We start from the raw sequence: 23,636 nt of genomic DNA on the forward strand, positions 1-23,636 counted from the left end.
CCCAAGCGCAATCGCGCTCAGACAAACGTTGCGACAGCATGATGCACTCTGCCAAATGCACCGTGCTGTCGCTGTTTCAGACTATTTCTTGACGATCGTCACGAACATCACGCCGCGCACCCGCACCGTCATTTCGCATTGCGGACCATCGGTGCGGTCGCAGAAATGCGGCGGCATTTTCAGCACGAAAACCTTGTTGCCGTAGCGCTGGATGAAGTCATAGCCAAAGATCTTGGCGGTGGCGATCATCAGATAGCCGCCTTCCTTGACCTGCACATAGAAATTATAGGGGCAGCCTTCAGCATCACAGTCGGGGCCGCGCTTGCCATCGCAGGTCAGCGCGCCTTCGTTGACGATTGCATCGACAATGCCATCATTGTTGATATCCAACCGGGTGACGTAGTTGTCATCGAACTCAGCTTTTGTGCAAACCTTACGGAAATGATCCTTCTCATAGATTTCCGGGTCACTGACCAATTGCTGTTGCGCCAGGGCGACCGAGGTAGACAGGGGCAACAACAGGCACAGGAGCAGGCGAAGAAGCAATGTCACGGCATGAACCTTCGATAGGATTGCAGCCCTATGGCGAGAACGAAAATCTAGCGCATTACGGACCATCCGCACTGCCAAAGATCCCGATAGCGCAATCAGCTTGCGCCGCCCTTGCCATCAATCTTGTTTGCGACGGCCAGGTTGGCGGTGATTGGTTGGCGCAGGCAAGGGCGACACTTATTGAAACCGTAATCCTTATGCCTTGGGTAACGCATGATATTGTAAAATAGTCCGCATCCACCCCAGCGCCGCACATTTCGCGTCCATTCATCGGCAGATCATCGCAACGTCAGGGCCACTATGTCGCTTCTTCTTTATCTGGATTATGCAGGCGTTGCGCTGTTTGCCGCCACCGGAGCTTTGGCCGCCTCACGCAAACAACTGGATCTGATCGGCTTCCTGTTTTTTGCCACGGTCACCGGCACAGGCGGCGGCACAGTGCGCGATATCATTCTTGGACGCCTGCCGGTGTTCTGGGTGGTCAACCCAAGCTATATTCTGATCTGCTGCGCTGTCGGCGTGCTGGTGTTCTTCACCGCGCATCTGGTGGAATCGCGCTACAAGTTGCTGATCTGGCTCGATGCTATCGGGCTTTCCGCCTATTGCGTGATGGGAGCGGCTAAGGGGATGGCCGCGACAGGCTCGCCTACCATCGCCGTCGTCACGGGCATGATGACGGCTACCCTGGGCGGCGTGCTGCGCGATCTGTTGGCCAATGAGCCTTCGGTGCTGCTGCGCCCGGAAATTTACATCACCGCAGCCTTGATCGGTGCCTGCGTGTTTACCGGGGCCTTCATGCTGGCCGCGCCCTTATACTGGGCTTCCGCAGGTGGCGTCCTGGCAGCCTTTCTGGTGCGCGGCGGCGCATTGTATTTTGGCTGGACATTTCCGCGATATGGGCACCAGGCCGGGCGCCATCCTGATGACGTGATGTGAACCGGATATGGTCGTAGCCGATCATGGTCTCCACAACAGGCTTGGAAATCAGGCTGCCTTTAGATCAGGCCTTGGGACGCAGCCGGATCACCACGTCGACGTGAGAAATTTCCATGCCTTCGGGCGGCGCAGGCAAGTTGCCGATTTCGATATTGCTGACTGGAATATCCAGAACCTCGTTTCGGCCCTCCACGAAAAAGTGGTGGTGGTCCGACACATTGGTATCGAAATAGGTCTTGTTGCTCTCAACAGCCAAAACCCGGATCATGCCGGCCTCGGTAAACTGATGAAGCGTGTTGTAGACGGTGGCGAGGGACACAGGCACGTCGGCGGCAACCGCTTCTTCGTGCAGTTCCTCGACGGTCAGATGCCGGTCTCCCTTGGCAAACAACAGCGAAGCCAAGGCAACCCGCTGCCGTGTCGGCCTCAGGCCCGACCGACGCAGTTTTGCTTCCACGTCCCTAGAGGCTTGCGCCATCATACCGGCGATCTCCGCATTGTCCCTTGAAATCTCACTGTCATCGTACTGATATACCTGCTGACGGGCCTGCTTTCAATAGTTTGACGGCGGGTAAATCCAGTGAAAGCCCTTATATTGAGGCGGTTGACCGATTTTAGCACTGGTGGAGTATGGACGCTTCCTGTATTCGGTCGGCGGAAAGCGGCCAGGACAGAGGCCATACGACACTGCGTAAAGCGTTGGAATGAATTGGCATCGGCTTCAATTCGTCGCCATCTTGCTTTAAGTCTCCTAAGCGGAACGCCTGAAGGGGGGAATTGAAAGACCGATGAACGAAAAACAGACAAGCTATAATTACGACGAGATTCTCGCCTGCGGTCGGGGTGAACTGTTCGGCCAGGGCAATGCGCAATTGCCGCTGCCGCCTATGCTGATGTTCAATCGCATCACCGATATTTCGGAAACCGGCGGCCCACATGACAAGGGCTATATCCGCGCCGAGTTTGACATCACCTCCGATCTCTGGTTCTTCCCCTGCCATTTCCAGGGCGATCCGGTCATGCCGGGATGCCTTGGCTTGGATGCCATGTGGCAATTGACCGGCTTTTACCTCGGCTGGCTGGGCGAACCCGGCAAGGGCCGGGCCATTTCCACCGGCGAAGTGAAATTCACCGGCATGGTTACGCCCTCCACCAAGCTGGTGGAATATGGCATCGACTTCAAGCGCGTCATGCGCGGGCGTCTGGTGCTGGGCATTGCCGACGGCTGGATGAAGGCCGATGGCGAGGTCATCTACAAGGCAACTGATCTGCGTGTCGGGCTTTTCAAGGAAAAGGCCGACTGAGCGCATCACCCCCATCAAGCAAAAGGTCGATTACATGAGACGGGTAGTAGTTACGGGTCTGGGCATTGTGTCCTCCATCGGCAATAATGCCGCGGAAGTGACGGCATCTCTCCGCGACGCCAGGTCCGGCATTTCCTTTTCTCCCGATTTTGCCGAGCATGGCTTCAAATGCCAGGTCTGGGGTCAACCTTCACTGGACACGACCGACCTTGTCGACCGTCGTGCCATGCGCTTCCTGTCACAGGGCGGCGCCTGGAACCATGTGGCGATGAAACAGGCGATTGCCGATTCGGGCCTGGAGGAAAAGGATTATTCCGCCAACGAGCGCACCGGCATCATCATGGGATCGGGCGGTCCTTCGACCCGCCAGATCGTCGAGGCGGCGGATATCACTCGTCAGAACAAGAGCCCGAAGCGTATTGGGCCGTTCGCCGTGCCGAAAGCCATGTCATCGACGGCATCTGCGACGCTTGCCACCTGGTTCAAGATCCACGGCGTCAACTACTCGATCTCGTCGGCCTGCTCGACCTCGGCCCATTGCATCGGCAATGCCGCTGAAATGATTCAATGGGGCAAGCAGGACATCATGTTCGCAGGCGGTCATGAGGATCTCGATTGGTCGATGTCCGACCTGTTCGATGCCATGGGCGCAATGTCTACCAAATACAACGAGACGCCAGCTCTGGCTTCGCGTGCCTATGACACCAACCGCGATGGCTTCGTCATCGCTGGCGGCGCCGGTGTGCTGGTTCTGGAAGAACTGGAACATGCCAAGGCGCGTGGCGCCAAGATTTATGCCGAACTTACCGGCTATGGCGCGACCTCGGACGGTTACGACATGGTCGCTCCGTCTGGCGAGGGCGCCATCCGCTGCATGCGCCAGGCGCTCTCAACCGTTAAAGGCGACGTGGATTACATCAATACCCACGGCACATCGACACCCGTCGGCGACAGCAAGGAAATCGGCGCGATCCGCACCGTATTTGGTGACAAGATCCCACCGATCCAGTCCACCAAGTCGCTGACCGGCCATTCGCTGGGAGCGGCAGGCGTACAGGAATCGATCTACGGCCTGCTGATGATGCAGGAAGGCTTTATTGGCGAAAGCGCCCATATTACCGAGCTCGATCCAGAATTCGAAGGCGTGCCGGTCGTGCGCAAACGGATCGACAATGCCAAGATCGACACAGTGCTGTCCAATTCCTTTGGTTTTGGTGGAACGAATGCGACGCTGGTGTTTCAGCGTCATAACGGATGACAGCGATGATCGCTTCCATGCAAGGTAAACGCGGGCTCATCATGGGCGTTGCGAACAATCACTCCATTGCCTGGGGCATTTCTCAGGCTCTCGCCTCAGCTGGTGCCGAACTGGCCTTCACCTATCAGGGCGAAGCGCTTGGGAAGCGCGTCAAGCCGCTGGCCGCCCAGCTCGGCTCGGATTTTGTTCTGCCGTGTGATGTCGAGGATCTGGCCTCGGTCGATGCGACCTTCACCGCACTTAGAGAGCGTTGGGGCAAGCTGGACTTCGTCGTTCATGCTATAGGCTTTTCCGACAAGAACGAGCTGAAAGGCCTCTATGCCGACACATCAAGGGAAAATTTCACCCGCACCATGGTGATCTCCTGCTTCTCCTTCACGGAAATCGCCCGGCGTGCAGCCGACCTTATGCCAGACGGCGGATCGCTGCTGACGCTCACCTATGGCGGCTCCACGCGGGTCATTCCCAATTACAACGTTATGGGCGTTGCCAAGGCGGCGCTGGAATCCTCCATGCGCTATCTGGCCAGCGATTACGGCCCGCGCGGCATTCGCGTCAACGCCCTTTCGGCTGGCCCGGTCCGCACGCTTGCCGGTGCAGGCATTTCCGATGCAAGGGCCATCTTCAGCTGGAACCAGAAAAATGCGCCGCTACGCCGCACGCCCACCATCGAGGATATCGGCGGGTCGGCTCTCTATCTGCTGTCGGATCTGTCGAGATGCGTAACGGGCGAAATCCACTACGTCGATGGTGGCTATAACATCACGTCGCTGCCAGCGCTGGGCGTGCTGCGCAGCAATGACGCAGAATAGGCACTGACTTCACTTCTCAAACAAAAAGGCGCCAGGATCTCTCCCGGCGCCTTTTTTGTTTATAAGCGTTTTCGGCCTATTTCTTCGCCCACAGCACCTTGTAGCGTGCATTGCGGCAGGTCTCGCCATGCTGACGAAAATTGGCCCCCAGAACCGGCTCATAGGCCAGACCGCGATTGGCCACCATCAGCAGATCTCCACCACCCCGCAAGGCGTCACTGGCCGCCTTGATCATGGCCTCGCCAATCGATGGCTCCGTCGCATGCCCCTCATGGAAGGGCGGGTTCATGATAACAAGATCGTATTTTTCCTTGGGCGGTTCAGCGCCCAGATCCTGCCAGAAGAAGCGTGCCGTGAGATTGGGGCAGTTGCGGGCCAGATTCTTCTTGGCCTGCTCAAGCGAATCATAATTGGCCTCGAACAAGTCGATCCGGTTGGTGCGCCGTGCCTTCTCGGCCAGCATTACCGACAGATAGCCCCAACCAGCGCCGAAATCGGCGGCATTGCCATCGAAATCGTCCGGCAACCGGCTGACCAGCAGTTCAGAACCGGGATCGGCATGCATATGGGAAAACTGCCCGGCATAGGTTTCAAACCGGCCCTCGACCATGACCGGCTTGGAAGCGAGCGCGGCAACCGCGGCAGCCTTATCCTCCGGCACGGTGAACCACACGGCAATGCCGTGATATTTTGGCAGCGATTGCGGCTCAAGACCAAGGCGGTCGATCTGCTTGCGCAGCGGCTGAATCCCGTCTTCTTTGGCACCAGCCACAATGATGACGCCACCGGCCCGGACACGCGCCAGCGCTTCCGCGACGCGGTTTTCGTTGAGGCCCTTGTGTTTGCCAGCCAAAACCAGCGCGCCGTCATAGTCCTCACCTGCGACAACAGGAACCGGCGTCTGACGGGCCGCCTCCAGGCGACGAAAATCGGGGCGGAAACCTTGGACCACCGTCAATTCGGCACCAAAGCCTTCCGGCTTCACGAAGCCTGCCTCGGCGCCGAGAAACAGGAAGCGTTCGTCTTCGCCTGGAAGAGCAACGGCTTCGGTGACAAAGGGATGAAAAATGGTCTTCAGGGTTTCGCGGCTCATGGCTCGGCAATCTCGCAATTAGACTCTGTCGGTTTCCTACTGAAGCTGACAGTCTCTATTTTCTCTTGTTTTCGTTTGTCTTCGGGAAACCCGGTTTCCACGTTTTCTGACAAACTCCCGGATAAAAAAAGGCGCGGAAAATCTCCCGCGCCTTGTCATAGGATTACCCCCGCTTATTCAGCGGCAGCGTCGCCTTCGGCCTTTTTGTCGCCAACGATTTCCTTACCGGTTGCCTGATCGACAACCTTCATGGACAGGCGAACCTTGCCGCGCTCGTCAAAGCCCATCAGCTTGACCCAAACCTTGTCGCCTTCCTTGACCACATCCTGGGTCTTGGCAACGCGGTCTACAGCCAACTGGCTGATGTGGACGAGGCCGTCACGCGAACCGAAGAAGTTGACGAAAGCGCCGAAGTCAGCAGTCTTGACGACCGTGCCTTCATAGACAACGCCGATTTCAGGCTCGGCAACGATCGAGTGAATCCACTTGCGGGCGGCTTCGATTTCCTTGCCGGAAGCAGAGGCGATCTTGATCGTACCATCGTCTTCGATGTTGATCTTGGCACCGGTCTTTTCGACGATTTCGCGGATAACCTTGCCGCCGGAACCGATGACTTCACGGATCTTATCGACCGGGATGGTCATGACTTCGATGCGCGGTGCGAATTCACCGAGCTGCGAGCGACCTTCGGTGATGGCATTGGCCATTTCGCCGAGAATGTGCTTGCGGCCATTCTGGGCCTGCGCCAAGGCAACCTTCATGATCTCTTCGGTAATACCGGCGATCTTGATGTCCATCTGCAACGAGGTGATACCGGCTTCGGTGCCAGCTACCTTGAAGTCCATGTCGCCGAGATGATCTTCATCGCCGAGAATGTCGGAGAGAACGGCAAAACGCTCGCCTTCCAGGATCAGGCCCATGGCAATACCAGCCACCGGCTTAGCCAGCGGAACGCCGGCATCCATCAGCGCCAGCGAGGTGCCGCAAACGGTTGCCATCGAGGACGAGCCGTTCGATTCGGTGATCTCGGAGACGACGCGCAGCGTGTAGGGGAACTGTTCCGGCGAAGGCAGCATCGGGCGAATGGCGCGCCATGCCAGCTTGCCATGGCCGATTTCGCGGCGGCCCGGGGAGCCCATACGGCCAGTTTCACCAACCGAATAGGGAGGGAAGTTGTAATGCAGAAGGAAGCGTTCCTTGTACATGCCCGTCAGGCTGTCCACATACTGCTCATCTTCACCGGTGCCGAGCGTGGCAACCACGATCGCCTGGGTTTCGCCGCGGGTAAACAGCGCCGAACCGTGCGTACGCGGCAGGATACCGACTTCGGAGACAATCGCGCGGACCGTTTCGAGGTCACGGCCATCGATACGGCTCTTGGTGTCGAGAATGTTCCAGCGAACGATCTTGGCTTGCAGGTGCTTGAAGACCGCGCCGATCACTTCGTTAGTGTATTTAGGCTCTGCACCCTCTGGGAAGAAGTGTGCCTTAACCTTGGCCTTTACGGCATCGACAGCAGCATAACGATCAGCCTTCTGGGTGATCTTGTAGGCGTCGCGCAGTTCGGCTTCGGCAATCGAGAGCATTTCGGCTTCGAGAGCGGAATGATCTTCCGGTTCGAATTCGCGCGGCTCCTTGGCAGCCACTTCGGCGAGCTTGATGATCGCGTCGATGACCGGCTGGAAGCCACGATGACCAAACATCACTGCGCCGAGCATGATGTCTTCGTTCAGTTCCTTGGCTTCGGATTCGACCATCAGGACGGCGTCCTGCGTACCGGCAACCACGAGGTCGAGAACGGACTCATCCATCTCGTCGAGATGCGGGTTGAGAACGTATTCCCCATTGATATAGCCGACGCGTGCGCCGCCGACCGGGCCCATGAACGGTACGCCAGACAGTGTCAGGGCAGCCGAAGCGGCAACCATCGACAGAACGTCCGGATCGTTTTCAAGGTCATGCTGAATAACGGTAACCACGACCTGAGTGTCGTTCTTGTAACCTTCCGGGAAGAGCGGGCGGATCGGGCGGTCGATCAGACGGGAAACCAGGGTTTCCTTTTCGCTCGGACGGCCTTCGCGCTTGAAATAGCCACCCGGGATCTTACCCGCGGCATAGGTCTTTTCCTGATAGTTGACGGTGAGCGGGAAGAAATCCTGACCCGGCTTCGGCGACTTGGCGGAAACGACGGTGGCCAGAACAACGGTTTCGCCGTAGCTGGCGAGAACGGCGCCGTCAGCCTGACGGGCGATCTTGCCGGTTTCCAGCTTCAGCGGCCGGCCGGCCCACTCGATTTCAACGCTGTGAACATTAAACATATCTTGTCCTTCATATGCGCTGGCGGCTTTTCTGCCAAAGACATCAAAGCCGCGTTCAGACGCATCGTGCTGAACCATCACGGGCAAGACAGCGGGAGGCTTCTATCGATCCATGCGGACCGTCCGGCGCCTTTCGGCTGAAGCATCCAACAATCCTGCCCCATGACAGGCCATCGGTTGTCGTCGGCAGTACCGGCCCATCCGGACTGCCTGGTTTGCAACGCCTTGCGCTTGGAAAACCCATGGCATTGCAACATCTCCATGCATCGCATGGCTTTTCCCGGATCCATATGACCCAGGTTTCATTCAGTCTGTCAGCGGGCAGAATTGCCGCGCAAACCTTTCAAGCCGGAGCCTTTTCAGCGCCCCGGAAAAAGTACCGGCGGGTCCTTCCTTATCGGAAGCCCGCCGGTCCAGTCTTTAGCGGCGAATGCCGAGGCTCGCAATCAGCTTGCTGTAACGGCCTTCGTCCTTCTTCTTCAGATAATCAAGAAGCGAACGGCGGGTGGATACCAGCGTCAGAAGGCCACGACGGGAGTGGTTGTCCTTCTTGTGGCCCTTGAAGTGCTCGGTCAGGTTGGTGATCCGCTCGGTCAGGATAGCAACCTGAACTTCCGGTGAACCAGTGTCACCTTCGTTGGTTGCGTATTCCTTGATGAGGGCTGCCTTGCGTTCTGCGGTAATCGACATCGTATGTCCTTTCTTGAAAGGGAGGATTAGGTCGCCTGCGGCCGGGATGTCGTCCAGCGGAGGCCATGAATGCACGCATAGTTCTGCAATGCTGGGGCCGCCTATATACTATTCCGGCAGCCAAGGGAAGAGGCGTGCCCGGTTAGCCGATCACGCCGCAAGCATGAGACTTTCCCGTCCAATAATAGACGGAAAAGCTGACTGTCAGGCAAAAACCCGTTTCGGGCGGAACTCGCCCTCGCCGATCTCTCCAATCGCCACCAGCTTGCCACCGGCCAGGGCCACCGCTTCCGGTTCGGCCACCGGTGCATCGCGGCCGCGTAGGATAATCGGATTGCCCATCCGCAACCGATGGGCCTGATCGTCGCTGATCCGGATCTGCGGCAGCGCCATCAGCGCCTCGCCGGTATCGAACAGGAAAGCATCCAGGGCTGCAAGCCGCTCGTCACGATCCTCGATCTTTTCCAGTTCTACGAGATCTTCGAGCGGCACCATCATATCCTCGGCAAACGGCGCGACGAAAGAGCGTCGCAGCTCCGAAATATGCCCGTAGCAGCCAAGATCCCGGCCCATGTCGCGCGCCAGCGAGCGCACATAGGTGCCCTTACCGCATTCGACCTCGAAATAAGCGCAGTCAAGGTCAGCCTTCAGCAAGGTCAGCCGATGGATTTCCACCTCGCGGGAGGGAATATCGACCACCTCGCCTTCACGGGCCAGATCATAAGCGCGCTCCCCGGCAATCTTGATGGCCGAAAACTGCGGGGGGATCTGGTTGATCACACCAGTATAATCCGGCAGCAAAGCGCGGATCTGTTCTTCGGTCGGGCGTTGGTCGGAGGTTTGGGTTGCCTCACCTTCCAGATCGTCGGTCGAGCGTTCTTCGCCCCAGGTGACGGTAAATTCGTAGATCTTGCGGCCATCCATGACGTAGGGAACCGTCTTGGTGGCATCGCCCAGCGCAATCGGCAACATGCCGGAGGCCAGCGGATCAAGCGTTCCAGCGTGACCTGCTTTCTGGGCATTGAACAGCCACTTGATCTTGCCGACGGCTTCGGTCGAGCCGTAATCCACCGGCTTGTCGAGGATCAGCCAGCCGGAAACCGGACGGCCCTTGGGTTTTCTGGGTTTGGACATCGTCTTATTCGTCTTCTTGCTTGTCTTCGTCTGGCCCCAGATCGCGCGCCACTTCCGGCGAGCGCAGCAGCGCATCGATCTTCTGATAATTGTCGAAGCTGGAATCGTCGCGGAACCGCACTTCCGGCATATATTTCATCTGCCGTAGCTGGCCGCCGATCCGGCCGCGAATATACTTCGCATGGCGGTTCAATGCAGCGATCACCGTGTCATGGTCGCTGACGCCAAGCGGCGAGACATAGGCGGTGGCGACCTTCAGATCAGTCGACATCCGCACTTCGGAAATCGAAATGACGGTCTTTTCGATCAGGTCATCACGCACTTCGCCGCGTTGCAGAACCTGGGTAATGGCGGCGCGGACCTGTTCGCCAACGCGCAGCATGCGCTGCGATGGCGCGGAATTTGTTGGTTTGCTCATTATCGTTTCTCATTTGCCTTCAAACAGGCGGGTGGGGATCGAACCCTGGGACTGATGAACCTCATCTTCCTCAAGAAGATAGGGGCCTCAAACAGCTGTCGTTTTCACGTATGTGAACAGAAAGGCCGCTCCGAAAAGCGGCCTTTCTGGATGGTAACCGCTGATTACAGCGTACGGGTGATATGCTCGACGCGGAAGCACTCGATGGTGTCGCCAGCGCGGATGTCTTCGTAGTTTTCGAAGGCCATGCCACATTCCTGACCCATCGGCACATCTGCCACTTCGTCCTTGAAGCGCTTGAGCGTCTTGAGCTTGCCTTCGTGGATGACAACGTTGTCGCGCACCAGACGCACACCTGCGCCACGCTCGACCTTGCCCTCGACAACACGGCAACCGGCGACCTTGCCCGTTTTCGTGATGTTGAACACTTCGAGGATCTCGGCATTGCCGAGGAAAGTTTCGCGGCGTTCCGGCGACAGGAGGCCCGACATCGCTGCCTTCACGTCATCCACCAGATCGTAGATGATGTTGTAATAGCGGATTTCGGTGCCTGTGCGCTCGGCCAAGGCCCGAGCCTGAACGTTGGCACGAACGTTGAAGCCGATGATCGCAGCGTTGGATGCTTCGGCAAGCGAAATATCCGATTCCGTGATGGCACCGGCGCCCGAATGGACGATCCTGGCCCTCACTTCGTCGGTTCCCAGCTTATCAAGCGCTGCGACGATTGCTTCGACAGAACCCTGAACGTCGGCCTTGATGACCAGCGGGAATTCCTTGAAGCCGGTATCCTGGAGCTTGCTCATCATCTGCTCGAGCGAACCGCGCTGACCGGACTGGCGGGCAGCGGCCTTGTCGCGGGCCAGACGCTGACGGTATTCCGAGATTTCACGGGCGCGGGCTTCGCTTTCAACCACGGCGAACTTGTCACCGGCGGCAGGTGTACCCGACAGACCGAGAACCTCGACCGGCATGGCAGGTCCTGCTTCCTTGACGTGACCGCCCTTGTCGTTGACGAGGGCGCGCACGCGGCCCCATTGATCGCCAGCGACAATGATCTGACCGGGACGCAGCGTGCCCTTCTGAACCAGAACGGTGGCAACGGCACCACGGCCCCGATCAAGCTGTGCTTCAATGACCAGACCTTCGGCAGTCCGGCTTGGATCTGCCTTCAGGTCGAGAATTTCGGCCTGAAGAAGCACGGCTTCCAGCAGCTTGTCGAGATTGAGCTTGTTCTTCGCCGACACTTCGACGTCGAGCACTTCACCGCCCATGGATTCGACGAACACCTCGTGCTGGAGCAATTGCTGGCGCACTTTTTCCGGGTTGGCCTCATGCTTGTCGATCTTGTTGATCGCCACGATGATCGGCACATTGGCAGCCTTGGCGTGGTGGATCGACTCGATCGTCTGCGGCATGACGCTGTCATCGGCGGCAACCACCAGAATGGCAATGTCGGTCGCCTGAGCGCCACGAGCACGCATAGCCGTGAAGGCGGCGTGGCCGGGGGTGTCGATGAAGGTGATCTTGTGGCCGTTCTGCTCCACCTGATAAGCACCAATATGCTGGGTAATGCCACCGGCCTCACCTGAAACGACGCTGGTCTGACGAATGGCGTCGAGCAGCGAGGTCTTGCCATGGTCAACATGGCCCATGATGGTCACGACCGGCGGACGCGACACCATTTCGCCAGCGTCGTCCTTGACGTCGAAAATGCCTTCTTCAACGTCGGATTCGGAAACGCGCTTGACGGTATGGCCGAATTCGGTGGCAATCAACTCGGCCAGATCGGCGTCGATGACGTCGCCCGGCTTCATCATCTGACCTTCCTTCATCAGGTACTTGATCACATCGACGGCCCGTTCGGACATGCGCTGCGACAATTCCTGAATAGTGATGGTTTCCGGCAGAACCACTTCGCGCATGACCTTTTCGCGCGGTTCCTGCATCTGGCTGCGGCGGAATTTCTCCTGGCGACGGCGCATGGCCGACAGCGAACGGCCACGCGCATTGCCGTCTTCATCGACAGCGGCGGTGGTGACGGTCAGCTTGCCACGGCGGCGCTCATCCTCGGTTTTGGGGCGCGCCGGAACCTTGGCGGGCTCAGGACGCACGACCTTGCCGCGCACCGGACCACCACGGGCGGGGCCGCGATTTTCATCGTCTTCACCTTCAGGCTTGCGACCGCGCACGAAGCTCGGAGCGGGTGCACCGGCAGCCGGCTTTGCACCAGCAGGCGATGGCGCACGGGGTGCCGGATCGGCGGCGCGTGGCGTTTCTGCCACCGGAGCGACTGGCTCTGCAACAGGCTCGGGGGCGTTTTTGGCTTCGAGCGCGCGGACCTTATCCTCTTCGGCCTGACGAATGGCTTCCAAAGCGGCCAGGCGCTGACGCTCGACTTCTTCGGCCTGACGACGAACCTCTTCCTCGGCACGACGCTTGGCGTCTTCGACTTCGCGGACCTGAGCTTCGGCCAGAGCGCGGCGGCGAGCATCCATTTCGCTGGCGGACAGATCGTGCAGCACGGCTCCGCGCGGCCGGTCAGGCTGGCGGCTCGGCTGGCTCGACGCCTGCGGACGGTTCTGCTGGCCTGGATGGCGCTGCTGCGAATATTGATTTGTCTGTTGAACGCGCTGCGCAGGAGCCGCTGGGCGCGGTGCCTGCGGTGCGGCGGCGACTGGCGCCGGAGCCTGCACGGGGGCTGGCGTCTGCACGGGGGCAGCAGCTGCCGTTGCCGGTGCATCATCGCCAACGCGGCCCTGGGGCTGGCCTGCACGTTCGTCTTCAGGACGGGTCGGGCGGCGCTTGCGCGTCTCGACCACAACGGCCTTCGTGCGACCGCGACCCATATCTTGGCGCACGGTACCCTGGTTCACTCCCGTCGGCTTGAGCGTGAGTGTCTTCTTGCCCGTAACGCTGAGTGTCTTGTCGTCTTTGCTGTCGGTCATTCCGTTCCCGTTCCTTCGAGCGAGGCCGGATGACTACCGCATCAGACCACGCCGTTCACATACTGTCCTACACCACGGAGGCCGGTTTTCACCGGTGACCGCGTCATTGTGGTTTACGGCCAGCGCTACTCGCCATCCGCGGCGAAAGGCCACGATAGGTTTCAAGCAGAGTTGCGCGCTTCACTACACCTTCACCCGCCTGTCCTGCAAGCGCGCAGGCATGGATAAAAGCGTTCTGGCCCATCAGTTCTTGCATTTCCGCCTCGGAAAAGAGCCGATAAGAGGGAATTTCCTCGTCCGTTTCCATTCCGAGATGCCAGGCCTTGCGGGCCTGGTCCAGTTTTCGAACGCCATCTGCGGCGGCATCGGTGGCGTGAAACACGCCAAGCGCGGCACCGCTGCGGATCGCGAGATCGACCTTGGCCGACCCAGTTACAAACTGGCCCGCCTTGCGCGCCAGGTTCATCATTCCCGCCAGCTGCTGGACAAGCAGCCTGTCCACACGCGCTCCCATTTCGGGATCGACGGTGACATCCATCTTCAAGGCACGGGCGAAAAGCTTTTTCGCCACAGCCTTGTCCACGGCCTCGCGGGAAACAGACACCCAGCAGCCACGGCCGGGCAATTCCCGTTTCAGATCCGGCACGAGCGTCCCATCAGGGCCTGCCACGAACCGGATCAGTGTATCTGGCGTTCCCGGCTGGCGGGTGACGATGCACGTCCGGTCGTTCTGACCGTCCTTTACCGCCTTCACCGGATTTGCCGGACGCCCTTCCTCCAAAGATGGATCGGAGGCCATCACGAGCCCTGCTCAGCCTCTTGCGCCTCATCCTCGACGACTTCTGCCTCAGCCTCGGCGGCAATATCCGCTTCGGTGATCCAGCCAGCCGCAAGGCGAGCCTGAACGATCATCTGTTCCGCTTCGGTGCGAGAAATGTCGATTTTCGAGAACAGGCCCTCGAATTTCTTGGTCTCGCCATCCTTACGCTCACTCCAGCCGATCAGGTCGTCAGCAGCGCAGCCGGCGAAATCCTCGACCGTCTTGATGCCGTCTCCCCCGAGCGCAACCAACATTTGCGTTGTCATGCCATCAATGCTGCGCAGCTCGTCGGACACGCCGAGCGCCTTGCGCTTGGCATCAAGTTCGGCTTCCAGCTTTTCGAGATATTCGCGGGCGCGGGTCTGGATTTCTTCTGCGGTATCGCCGTCAAAACCATCGATGGAAGCGATTTCCTCCAGATCGACATAGGCAAGCTCTTCAACCTGGGCAAAGCCTTCCGATGCCAGAACCTGGCCGACCATTTCGTCCACATCGAGCGCGTCCATGAACAGATTGGTGCGCTCGTTGAATTCCTTCTGGCGGCGCTCGGATTCCTCCGCTTCCGTCATGATGTCGATATCCCAGCCGGTCAGCTGCGACGCCAGACGAACATTCTGACCGCGACGGCCGATGGCCAGCGACAGCTGCTCATCGGGAACAACCACTTCGATGCGCTCGGCATCCTCGTCCAGCACCACTTTGGCAACTTCTGCCGGTTGAAGCGCGTTGACGATGAAGGATGCCGGGTCTGCCGACCACGGAATGATATCGATCTTTTCGCCCTGCAATTCACCAACCACGGCCTGAACACGCGAACCGCGCATACCGACGCAAGCACCGACCGGATCGATCGAGCTGTCGTTGGAGATAACTGCAATCTTGGCGCGAGAACCCGGGTCACGGGCCACCGACTTGATCTGGATGACGCCGTCGTAAATTTCCGGCACTTCCATGGTGAACAGTTTCACCATGAACTGCGGATGGGTGCGCGACAGGAAAATCTGCGGGCCACGCTGTTCGCGGCGCACGTCATAGACATAGGCGCGAACGCGGTCACCGTAACGCATGGTTTCGCGCGGGATCATTTCATCACGGCGGATAATGCCTTCGCCACGACCGAGGTCGACGATAACATTGCCATATTCGACGCGCTTGACCGTGCCATTGATGATTTCGCCGACGCGATCCTTGAACTCATCGAACTGCCGATCACGCTCGGCTTCGCGCACTTTCTGCACGATAACCTGCTTGGCGGACTGGGCGGCGATACGGCCGAAATCCATCGGCGGCAGCGGATCGGCAATGTAATCGCCCAGCTTGGCGTCGACATTGCGGTCACGTGCCAGTTCGAGTGCGATCTGGGTGCCGTAATCCTCGACGGTTTCGACCACTTCGAGCAGGCGCTGCAGACGGATTTCGCCGGTCTTGGAGTTGATGTCGGCGCGAATATTGGTCTCGGAACCGTAACGCGAACGCGCGGCCTTCTGGATGGCGTCAGCCATCGCAGCAAGCACGATTTCGCGGTCGATGACTTTTTCGCGTGCGACCGCATCCGCGATCTGCAACAGCTCGAGCCGATTAGCACTGACTGCCATTGTTTAAAGTCTCCGTCTTCCTGCCTGGGGCATGCTCGCCTGCCAGGCGTGTTATCGGTTATTGGTCTTCGCCGGTTTCGTCGTTCTGGTTTGCAGCTTCAGCCGCTGCCTTTGCCTGCTTGTCGGCGCGCAGCGCATCGCGGACCAGATCATCCGTCAGGATCAGCTTGGCCTCGGCCAATGCCGTAAACGGGATGGTGAGCCGTGGCTCTTCCCCGTAAGCAACCTGATCGCGCTCCAGAACGAAACCGTCAGGGGTGACATCGGCAATCTTGCCACGAAAACGCTTGCGATTGTCGATCAGAATGGACGTTTCGCATTTCAGCAGGTTGCCCTGCCAGCGCGAGAAATCGGATGCGCGCACCATCGGACGGTCGATACCGGGCGACGAGACTTCCAGATGATACTCCTTATCGACCGGATCTTCCACATCCAGAACCGGAGAAATCGCCATGGACAGTTCTTCGCAATCCTCGACGGTCATCGTGCCGTCCTTGCGCTCGGCCATGATTTGCAGCGTCATGCCGTTCTGGTTGAGGATCCGCACGCGAACGAGCTTGAAACCAAGTTCGACAATAACAGGCTCGATAATATCGGCGATGCGCCGGTCGAGGCCGGTTTCGGTAATCAGACGTGGCTCGGGCGCCTCATCGGCTGGCACGTGTTCGGACAAACCTGTCCTCCTCGGTATGGAGCTTCATGGTCCATCGCCAACAAAAAAGAGCGGGTCCTTGCGGGCCCACTCTTCATCTGGCGATCAAGAATTTGAACGCCGTATACGCCCTTAGTGCCAACAATGCAAGCATTTCAGAAAAGACGATCCAATCGCCTTTAAACGCAGACGTGAGCTGATTTTGCCCAAATAAGGACTGTTTTCTTGGTTTCAAGAGACTAGGTTGTGCAACAAGCGAGTCGCCTCTCGGTCGGCTGCCCTTCATCGCCATCCCAGCCTGCAACCGATCGAGCGGAAAACCGTGCCGGACAGAAAATCATCATTGGCGCCCTTCAAGAACCAGATCTTTCTGACGATCTGGCTGGCCAGCATCACCTCCAACTTCGGCGGCCTTATCCAAGATGTCGGCGCCGCCTGGATGATGACATCGATCTCCTCTTCGGAAAGCATGGTGGCGTTGGTCCAGGCCTCCAATACCGCGCCGATCATGCTGTTTTCGCTGGTGGCTGGCGCGCTTGCCGATGGGTTTGATCGCCGCCGGGTGATGCTGTTTGCGCAGGTCTTTCTGTTGACCGTCTCGGCGCTTCTGTCGCTCTTTACGTGGTTTGGCCTCTTGACCCCGTGGTCGCTTCTGGCCTTCACCTTTCTGATCGGCTGCGGAACGGCCTTGAACAGCCCGGCCTGGCAAGCCTCGGTCGGCGATATCGTCGGGCGCGAAGACCTGCCCTCCGCCGTCTCGCTCAACAGCATGGGCTTCAACATCACCCGCAGCGTCGGCCCCGCCATTGGCGGCCTGATCGTTGCTGTAGCAGGCGCTGCCACAGCCTTTGCCATCAATGCTGTCAGCTATCTGGCGATGATCTATGCCTTGTTTCGCTGGAAGCCGGTCTATCCGAAAAACACCCTGCCCCGCGAAAATCTTGGCCACGCCATCGCCGCTGGCCTGCGCTACATGGCCATGTCGCCCAACCTAATGAAAGTGCTGTTTCGCGGCTTTTTCTTCGGCTTTTGCGCAACCGCGATTCTGTCGCTATTGCCGCTGGTGGTGAAGGATAATCTGGGCGGCGGTCCACTGGCCTATGGCGGGTTGCTCGGGGCTTTCGGGATTGGTGCCATTGCAGGCGCGATTTCCAATGCCCGTATTCGTGAAAAGCTGAGCAGCGAACAGATCGTCAGCTGTTCCTTCGCCGGTTTTGCACTGGCCTCCGTTCTGACCGGTATCAGCCATCATTTCTGGCTGACGGCCCCTGCCCTGGTGCTGGCCGGAGCTTGTTGGGTACTGTCCCTGTCGCTGTTCAACACGGTGGTGCAGCTTTCAACCCCACGCTGGGTGGTGGGCCGGGCATTGTCGCTCTACCAGACCGCCACCTTCGGCGGTATGGCGGGCGGTGCCTGGATCTGGGGCCTGCTGGCCGAGTCCGGCAGCGCAGGCCATGCCCTGGTGATGGCGGCCGGGCTGATGGCTCTCGGTGTCGGCATTGGTCTCGCCTTGCCGATGCCCGCCTTTGCGACGCTCGATCTCAACCCGCTCAACCGTTTCAACGAACCGCCCCTGCGGCTGGATATCCGCCCACGCAGCGGCCCGATCGTTATCCAGATCGATTTCGAGATCGACGACAAGGACGTGCCGGAATTTCTGGAGGTTATGGTTGAGCGCAGGCGTATCCGCTTGCGAGACGGCGCCCAGAACTGGGCGCTGATGCGCGATCTGGAAAACCCTGACATTTGGACGGAAACCTATCACACCCCAACCTGGGTCGATTACGTGCGCCACAACCATCGCCGCACCAAGGCCGATGCCGAAATCACCGACCGGCTGGGAGACCTGCACAAAGGCTCAAAACCACCGCACGTTCACCGGATGATCGAACGCCAGACCATCCCGCCTGCCGACGACATATTCCACAAACCGCATATCGATCATCATTGAGGGGCTGTTGTCGTTACGCCGATAGGACCTTTTCCAGCAGGGCAAGATCAACGATCTGCCACATGTCGTTCCTGACCTTGACCTCTTTTGCTGTTCCGTCTGCATTCTGGCCGGGCATGTCGGGATTGATGATTGCCGTATAATCCAGTCGTTTTTCCTGGCAAATTCGGGCATAGCAGGCATTGATGCAACTCGCCTGGAACAGCTCAATAACCCTGGTTTTGGCTCCTGGTCGGCAATAGACAAGATTTGCCAAACCCGCGCCATGCGGGGCGACAATGACCTCGGCATCGCGGAAAGCGACCACCTGTTCCCTCACGGAAAGCTCACCAGGTGTGATGATTTCAAACCCACGGCTTTCGAGAAACGCGCAGACAGCCTCTTCATTGACAACTCGGCGCACATCGCCAGCATCCAGGCGCGAGACATAGAGCTTGCGGCTTAACCGGCGCTCAATTGTGACACGCTGCGCAAGGGCTTCGAATTCCGCGATAACGGCTGGATGGGGGAGGTGGGCAAAACCGCCGCCGGTTAGATTGCTGGTGATGCAGTCATCGACATGTAAAACATCGTGATAGTCCATCTCGAGCACTCGCCCATTAAACCCGGTGAGCGAAAGAACTTCATTCCTCCACCCATTCAGACGCGGCATTGCCAATAGAATATTATTATCATCGCGATGTTTTTTATAAATCAACAGACAGCTGATAGCCTGAAACGTCCAGTGATAATAGTTTTTGTACCAACCATTACCAATGACAATTGGTGATATATCCGTTACGCGCGATATTTTTGCATTTTTAGGAACCAATTCATCGACTATCTCTGGATATACGCCATACAGCGTGTCTTCGATATCACCGAAATTCTTCGATTTTATCGCACCACACCAGCCGAGAACGAAGGATTCCCCAAGCCTGCGAAAGGTGATTTCCGGGCTAGTATAACCAAGCGGAATGTCTTGCCGAAATTCCTCCAGCTCGTCGTCACGCTCAGCATCGGCGGCAACATAAATTTCAGGTGTCCAGGAACGCACTTCAGCGGCAGCGATGTTCAGGGTCATCTCAAAAATCCCATTAATTTCGAAAGACGTCTAAAAATTGGTATGGGCGTCAACCGAACATATTCCTGCATCGACAGGGAGTGATAGTGCTTTGAGACCATGAAATAAAGGGGCGCACGGCCAGGTTTTCATGATTGCGCCGCGAAGCCGTTTAGTGCTTACGCTGGCGTTTTTTGGCCAAACTATTGCGCGGACGATACTACAAGCATTGCTTTCATCTTTTGATTGTATTTTTCTAAATTAGACGATAAAATTCCCTCTATACGATTATACTCGGATATGCCAACTATAGCCTGGGACGCAATCAGGGGTATATTATATGGCGACTTTAACTGGTGATTCTGGAAACAACACTTTAAACGGCACTTCAGCGGCAGATACAATTTCAGGTCAGGCTGGCGACGACATATTAAACGGTAACGATGGCAAAGATACGCTAAATGGTGGCGCAGGGGCGGATACCCTGAATGGTGACAGTGGTGATGATACACTGATCGGTGGGGCAGGTGCCGACGTTCTGAAGGGGGGTGACGGTTCCGACACGGCGAGTTATTCGGGAAGTGCGGCGGTCAACGTCAATCTCAAGACCGGTGTAACATCGGGTGGAGACGCGGTTGGGGATAAGTTCGACAGTATCGAGAACCTGACAGGATCGAGCAATGCCGACACGCTGACGGGAGATGATGGGGACAATGTTATCAATGGCGGCGGCAGCGGCAATGATCTTCTTGATGGAGGAAAGGGAGCAGACACCTTCTTAAACACCACTGGTACGGTCACTTACGTAAACTCCGATGCCGCAGTTAATATTAGCGTTACGCTCGTAGATGGTAAATGGACAGGATACGGAACCGGTGGCGATGCTGAAGGGGATGTTCTGAATCAGATTATCAATGTTCGTGGATCGGAATACAATGATACATTCGAATCCGCGTCAAGAAACTCCTTTAATTTTGCAGGTGGATTAGGCAATGACACCTATATTGTAGGCCATATTGATGTCAGCGTCACGGAAGAACTGGATGCCGGCAACGATACTGTGCTTTCTTCAACTGATTACACTCTCTCAAATTACATCGAAACGCTGGAATACACAGGAACCGGCGACTTCACCGGCACTGGTAGCGCACAGGCCAACACGATCATCGGCGGCTCCGGTAACGATACGCTGATCGGCAAGGCGGGTGCCGACGTTCTGAAGGGGGGTGACGGTTCCGACACGGCGAGTTATTCGGGAAGTGCGGCGGTCAATATCAACCTCAAGACCAATGTAGCGACTGGCGGCGAAGCGGCTGGCGATAAATTCTTCAGTGTCGAGAACCTGACGGGGTCAAGCAACGCCGACACGTTGACGGGTGATGACAACAACAACGTTTTCAACGGTGACAAAGGCAATGACACGCTGACAGGCGGCAAAGGCGCCGATACCCTGATAGGTGGTTATGGTGATGACACCTTGGTAGGTGGCGAGGGTGCCGACACGCTGAACGGTGCCGCTGACACTGACACGGCAAGCTACGCCAGTTCGTTAGCCGCTATCCAAATCAATCTCATCACCGGCACGAATACGGGCGGTGATGCAGCAGATGATACGCTGATCAGCATTGACAAGATTATCGGCTCTGACTTCAACGACACATTCACGGCAAACTCAAGAATAATCTTCGCAGGTGGAAAAGGAGATGACACCTATGTCGTGGACAGCACCAGCGTCACCGTTTCCGAGGCAGCAGATGAGGGCAGCGATACTGTCCGTGCATCAATGGATTACACACTCTCGAACAATTTAGAGAATCTCGTATACACAGGCTCCAATGATTTCATCGGTACCGGTAACGCACTGAACAACACCATCACCGGCGGCTCCGGTAACGACACGCTGATCGGCAAGGCGGGTGGCGACGTTCTGATTGGCGGGTCGGGCTCAGATACCGCAAGCTATGCTGGGAGCGCAGCAGTTAATGTCAATCTCAAAACCAACTTGGCGACCGGCGGCGAAGCGGCTGGCGATACATTCTCCAGCGTCGAGAACCTGACAGGCTCCAGCAATGCCGACACGCTCACGGGCAATGACAGCAACAACGTTCTCAACGGTAGTGGCGGCAATGACACCTTGGCAGGCGGCAAAGGAGCCGACACGCTGAATGGTGGCGATGGCTCCGACACGGCAAGCTACGCCGCTTCCTTTGCAGCCATCCAGATCAATCTCGTGACTGGTACGCATACGGGCGGTGATGCCGCAGATGACACACTGAGCAGCATCGAAGGCGTGATCGGGTCTCAATATGATGATCGGTTCACGTCGGCATCAACAGGAACGCTTTCGGGTGGCGGTGGCAATGACACCTATGTCGTCAGCCAAGGTGCCAGTACGACGGTTCTGGTCGAAGAGGCCAGCGCTGGCACGGACACGGTTGAAACAACCTTGACCAGCTACACGCTGAAAACCAATTTCGAAAATCTCACCCACACCGACTCGACCAATTTTCTCGGTTACGGCAATAGTGCCGACAATGTCATTGTCAGTCAGGGCGGCGTCGATAAGCTCTATGGCTATGCCGGCAACGATACGATCCGTGGCGGCAGCGGTGGCGATACCATTGACGGTGGCGACGGAAGCGATACGGCAAGCTACAGCGATTCCAACGCAGCGGTGACCATTAATCTTCTCACGAAAACTGTCTCCGGCGGTTACGCCACAGGCGATGTATTCACCAGCATCGAAAACGTTGAAGGATCGGCCTATGCCGATACGCTGACGGGAGACACCGGGGCCAACGTGCTATCGGGTGGCTCTGGCGATGACCTATTGATCGGCGGCGCGGGTGCTGACACCCTCAATGGCGGCGCTGGCCAAGACAAGATCACCTATGAAGCCTCGTCTGCGGCGGTTACGGTGGATCTCAGCACTGGGACAGCAACAGGCGGCGATGCGCAAGGCGATAAACTCAGCAGCATCGAACGTGTCATCGGCTCCAGTTTCAATGACACGCTGATTGGAAGCAGCGTAGCGGAAATGTTAACGGGCGGCGCTGGCGACGATATTCTGATCGGCGGCGGCGGCAATGACGTCCTGAACGGTGGAGAGGGCGCCGATGTCCTCGATGGCGGTGCGGGAAATTACGACACGCTCAATTATTCTGCAGCAACATCGGCGGTGGCCCTGGATCTGACGACAGGAACCGGCTCCGGTTACGCGGCGGGCGATACATTTACCGGGATCGAGGCCTTCACCGGCAGCGCTTACGGTGACACCTATACCGGTAGCACCTATGCTGCCGAGTATAATGTCGGTGCCGGCAATGACACTGTGTTGGCGGGCTCCGGCGCAGAGAAAATCAATGGTGGCGCGGGGACGGATACGGCAAGCTATGCGCTTTCCACAGCAGGCGTGTCCGTCAACCTGGTGACGAATGTCGGCAACGGAGGTTACGCCGAGGGCGACCAGTATAGCAGCATTGAGGTCGTTGTCGGGTCAGACTATAGCGACACGTTCACCTCAAGCACCGACAAGACCCTGCTGGGCGGCCTTGGCGATGACACCTATGACATCGGCAGTTCGGCAAGCACTATTATGGAAAATGCCGATGCCGGGACAGATCTCGTCAAGACCAGCAGTGCCAGCTATACGCTGGGCGATAATCTCGAAAACCTCACCTATACCGGCACGGCCAACTTCACCGGCTCCGGCAACAGCGCCGACAATGTGTTGACCGGCAGTGCTGGCGATGACGTGCTGGATGGCAGCACCGGCAATGACTCCCTCTACGGTGGTGAAGGCAGCGATGTGTTCGAGTTCAACACCAGCTATGGCAATGATGTCGTTTTCGACTTCCAGGCCTCGTCGGACACAATCGATCTGACCGGCATGGGCTTTGCCACCGCCACCGATGCTGCCGCTTATGCGAGCGAGATTGAGGACGGCGTGCTGTTCAACTTCGGCAACGGGGATACGCTGACAGTGCATGGCTTGAATTATGCAAGCCTGACGTCAAACGATTCCTTGATGTAAAAATCGACTTGTGGCCGGGGTGCTTTCGTCCCGGCCACATGCTCCTGTTTCAATTTGATTTCATTGGCCGATCATTCAATCAA

18 protein-coding genes are annotated in these 23,636 nt (G+C 57.8%); 6 read left to right on the forward strand and 12 right to left on the reverse strand.

Annotation, left to right across the window (positions count from 1 at the left end):
- Nucleotides 1-81 precede the first annotated feature (81 nt).
- Entirely contained in the window at nt 82-552 is a 471-nt protein-coding gene (locus H1Y61_RS01045; RefSeq protein ID WP_180573458.1) for a hypothetical protein, read from the reverse strand.
- 300 nt (nt 553-852) lie between these two features.
- Here H1Y61_RS01045 and H1Y61_RS01050 point away from each other — a divergent pair, with 300 nt between their 5' ends.
- Entirely contained in the window at nt 853-1,488 is a 636-nt protein-coding gene (locus tag H1Y61_RS01050; protein WP_156619226.1) for a trimeric intracellular cation channel family protein, read from the forward strand.
- 64 nt (nt 1,489-1,552) lie between these two features.
- On the opposite strand, the gene irrA is transcribed toward H1Y61_RS01050, so the two are convergent.
- Complete coding sequence (gene irrA, locus H1Y61_RS01055) at nt 1,553-1,969, reverse strand: iron response transcriptional regulator IrrA (protein ID WP_070147497.1); 417 nt, start codon at nt 1,967-1,969, stop codon at nt 1,553-1,555.
- A 307-nt stretch (nt 1,970-2,276) separates the two neighbouring features.
- On the opposite strand from irrA, the gene fabA reads away from it, so the two are divergent.
- From fabA to fabI, 3 genes are read left to right on the forward strand one after another with little or no spacing between them, the layout of a single operon-like run.
- Entirely contained in the window at nt 2,277-2,792 is a 516-nt protein-coding gene (gene fabA, locus H1Y61_RS01060) for a 3-hydroxyacyl-[acyl-carrier-protein] dehydratase FabA (protein ID WP_012654640.1), read from the forward strand.
- A 34-nt stretch (nt 2,793-2,826) separates the two neighbouring features.
- On the forward strand, nt 2,827-4,050 hold the full coding sequence (gene fabB, locus H1Y61_RS01065; protein WP_012654639.1) for a beta-ketoacyl-ACP synthase I: 1,224 nt from the start codon (nt 2,827-2,829) through the stop codon (nt 4,048-4,050).
- Nucleotides 4,051-4,055: 5 nt separating this feature from the next.
- Nucleotides 4,056-4,862, forward strand: a complete 807-nt coding sequence (gene fabI / locus H1Y61_RS01070; RefSeq protein ID WP_180573459.1) for an enoyl-ACP reductase FabI — start codon at nt 4,056-4,058, stop codon at nt 4,860-4,862.
- 76 nt (nt 4,863-4,938) lie between these two features.
- On the opposite strand, the gene H1Y61_RS01075 is transcribed toward fabI, so the two are convergent.
- The 9 genes from H1Y61_RS01075 to rimP form a co-directional block, all read right to left on the reverse strand.
- On the reverse strand, nt 4,939-5,955 hold the full coding sequence (locus tag H1Y61_RS01075) for a class I SAM-dependent methyltransferase (protein WP_180573460.1): 1,017 nt from the start codon (nt 5,953-5,955) through the stop codon (nt 4,939-4,941).
- Between the two features lie 173 nt (nt 5,956-6,128).
- Nucleotides 6,129-8,273, reverse strand: a complete 2,145-nt coding sequence (pnp, locus tag H1Y61_RS01080) for a polyribonucleotide nucleotidyltransferase (RefSeq protein WP_087727186.1) — start codon at nt 8,271-8,273, stop codon at nt 6,129-6,131.
- Nucleotides 8,274-8,693: 420 nt separating this feature from the next.
- Complete coding sequence (gene rpsO, locus H1Y61_RS01085; RefSeq protein ID WP_060719398.1) at nt 8,694-8,963, reverse strand: 30S ribosomal protein S15; 270 nt, start codon at nt 8,961-8,963, stop codon at nt 8,694-8,696.
- A gap of 204 nt (nt 8,964-9,167) precedes the next feature.
- Entirely contained in the window at nt 9,168-10,097 is a 930-nt protein-coding gene (gene truB, locus H1Y61_RS01090) for a tRNA pseudouridine(55) synthase TruB (protein ID WP_071202364.1), read from the reverse strand.
- A 4-nt stretch (nt 10,098-10,101) separates the two neighbouring features.
- The gene (rbfA, locus tag H1Y61_RS01095; protein ID WP_180573461.1) at nt 10,102-10,515 is read right to left on the reverse strand and encodes a 30S ribosome-binding factor RbfA; all 414 of its coding nucleotides are present in this window, start codon (nt 10,513-10,515) and stop codon (nt 10,102-10,104) included.
- A gap of 164 nt (nt 10,516-10,679) precedes the next feature.
- Nucleotides 10,680-13,460, reverse strand: a complete 2,781-nt coding sequence (gene infB / locus H1Y61_RS01100) for a translation initiation factor IF-2 (RefSeq protein WP_180573462.1) — start codon at nt 13,458-13,460, stop codon at nt 10,680-10,682.
- 103 nt (nt 13,461-13,563) lie between these two features.
- Nucleotides 13,564-14,259: an RNA-binding protein gene (locus tag H1Y61_RS01105; protein ID WP_235680804.1), complete on the reverse strand. Its 696-nt coding sequence runs from the start codon at nt 14,257-14,259 to the stop codon at nt 13,564-13,566.
- A complete protein-coding gene (nusA, locus tag H1Y61_RS01110) occupies nt 14,259-15,875 on the reverse strand; it encodes a transcription termination factor NusA (RefSeq protein ID WP_012654630.1) in 1,617 nt (538 codons plus the stop codon). The genes H1Y61_RS01105 and nusA overlap by 1 nt, the downstream gene beginning before the upstream one ends.
- 58 nt (nt 15,876-15,933) lie before the next feature.
- Nucleotides 15,934-16,548, reverse strand: a complete 615-nt coding sequence (gene rimP / locus H1Y61_RS01115) for a ribosome maturation factor RimP (RefSeq protein WP_087727004.1) — start codon at nt 16,546-16,548, stop codon at nt 15,934-15,936.
- Between the two features lie 301 nt (nt 16,549-16,849).
- Between rimP and H1Y61_RS01120 the strand changes: the two genes are divergently transcribed.
- Nucleotides 16,850-18,478 (forward strand): MFS transporter, encoded by a 1,629-nt coding sequence (locus H1Y61_RS01120; protein WP_012654628.1) that lies wholly within the window; start codon nt 16,850-16,852, stop codon nt 18,476-18,478.
- A 13-nt stretch (nt 18,479-18,491) separates the two neighbouring features.
- Here H1Y61_RS01120 and H1Y61_RS01125 read toward each other — a convergent pair whose 3' ends face one another.
- Entirely contained in the window at nt 18,492-19,541 is a 1,050-nt protein-coding gene (locus H1Y61_RS01125) for a glycosyltransferase family 61 protein (RefSeq protein WP_180573463.1), read from the reverse strand.
- 319 nt (nt 19,542-19,860) lie between these two features.
- Here H1Y61_RS01125 and H1Y61_RS01130 point away from each other — a divergent pair, with 319 nt between their 5' ends.
- Nucleotides 19,861-23,553, forward strand: a complete 3,693-nt coding sequence (locus H1Y61_RS01130; RefSeq protein WP_180573464.1) for a beta strand repeat-containing protein — start codon at nt 19,861-19,863, stop codon at nt 23,551-23,553.
- The last annotated feature ends 83 nt before the right edge of the window (nt 23,554-23,636 follow it).

This window comes from Agrobacterium vitis (genome assembly GCF_013426735.1).
GTDB lineage: Bacteria > Pseudomonadota > Alphaproteobacteria > Rhizobiales > Rhizobiaceae > Allorhizobium > Allorhizobium vitis_D.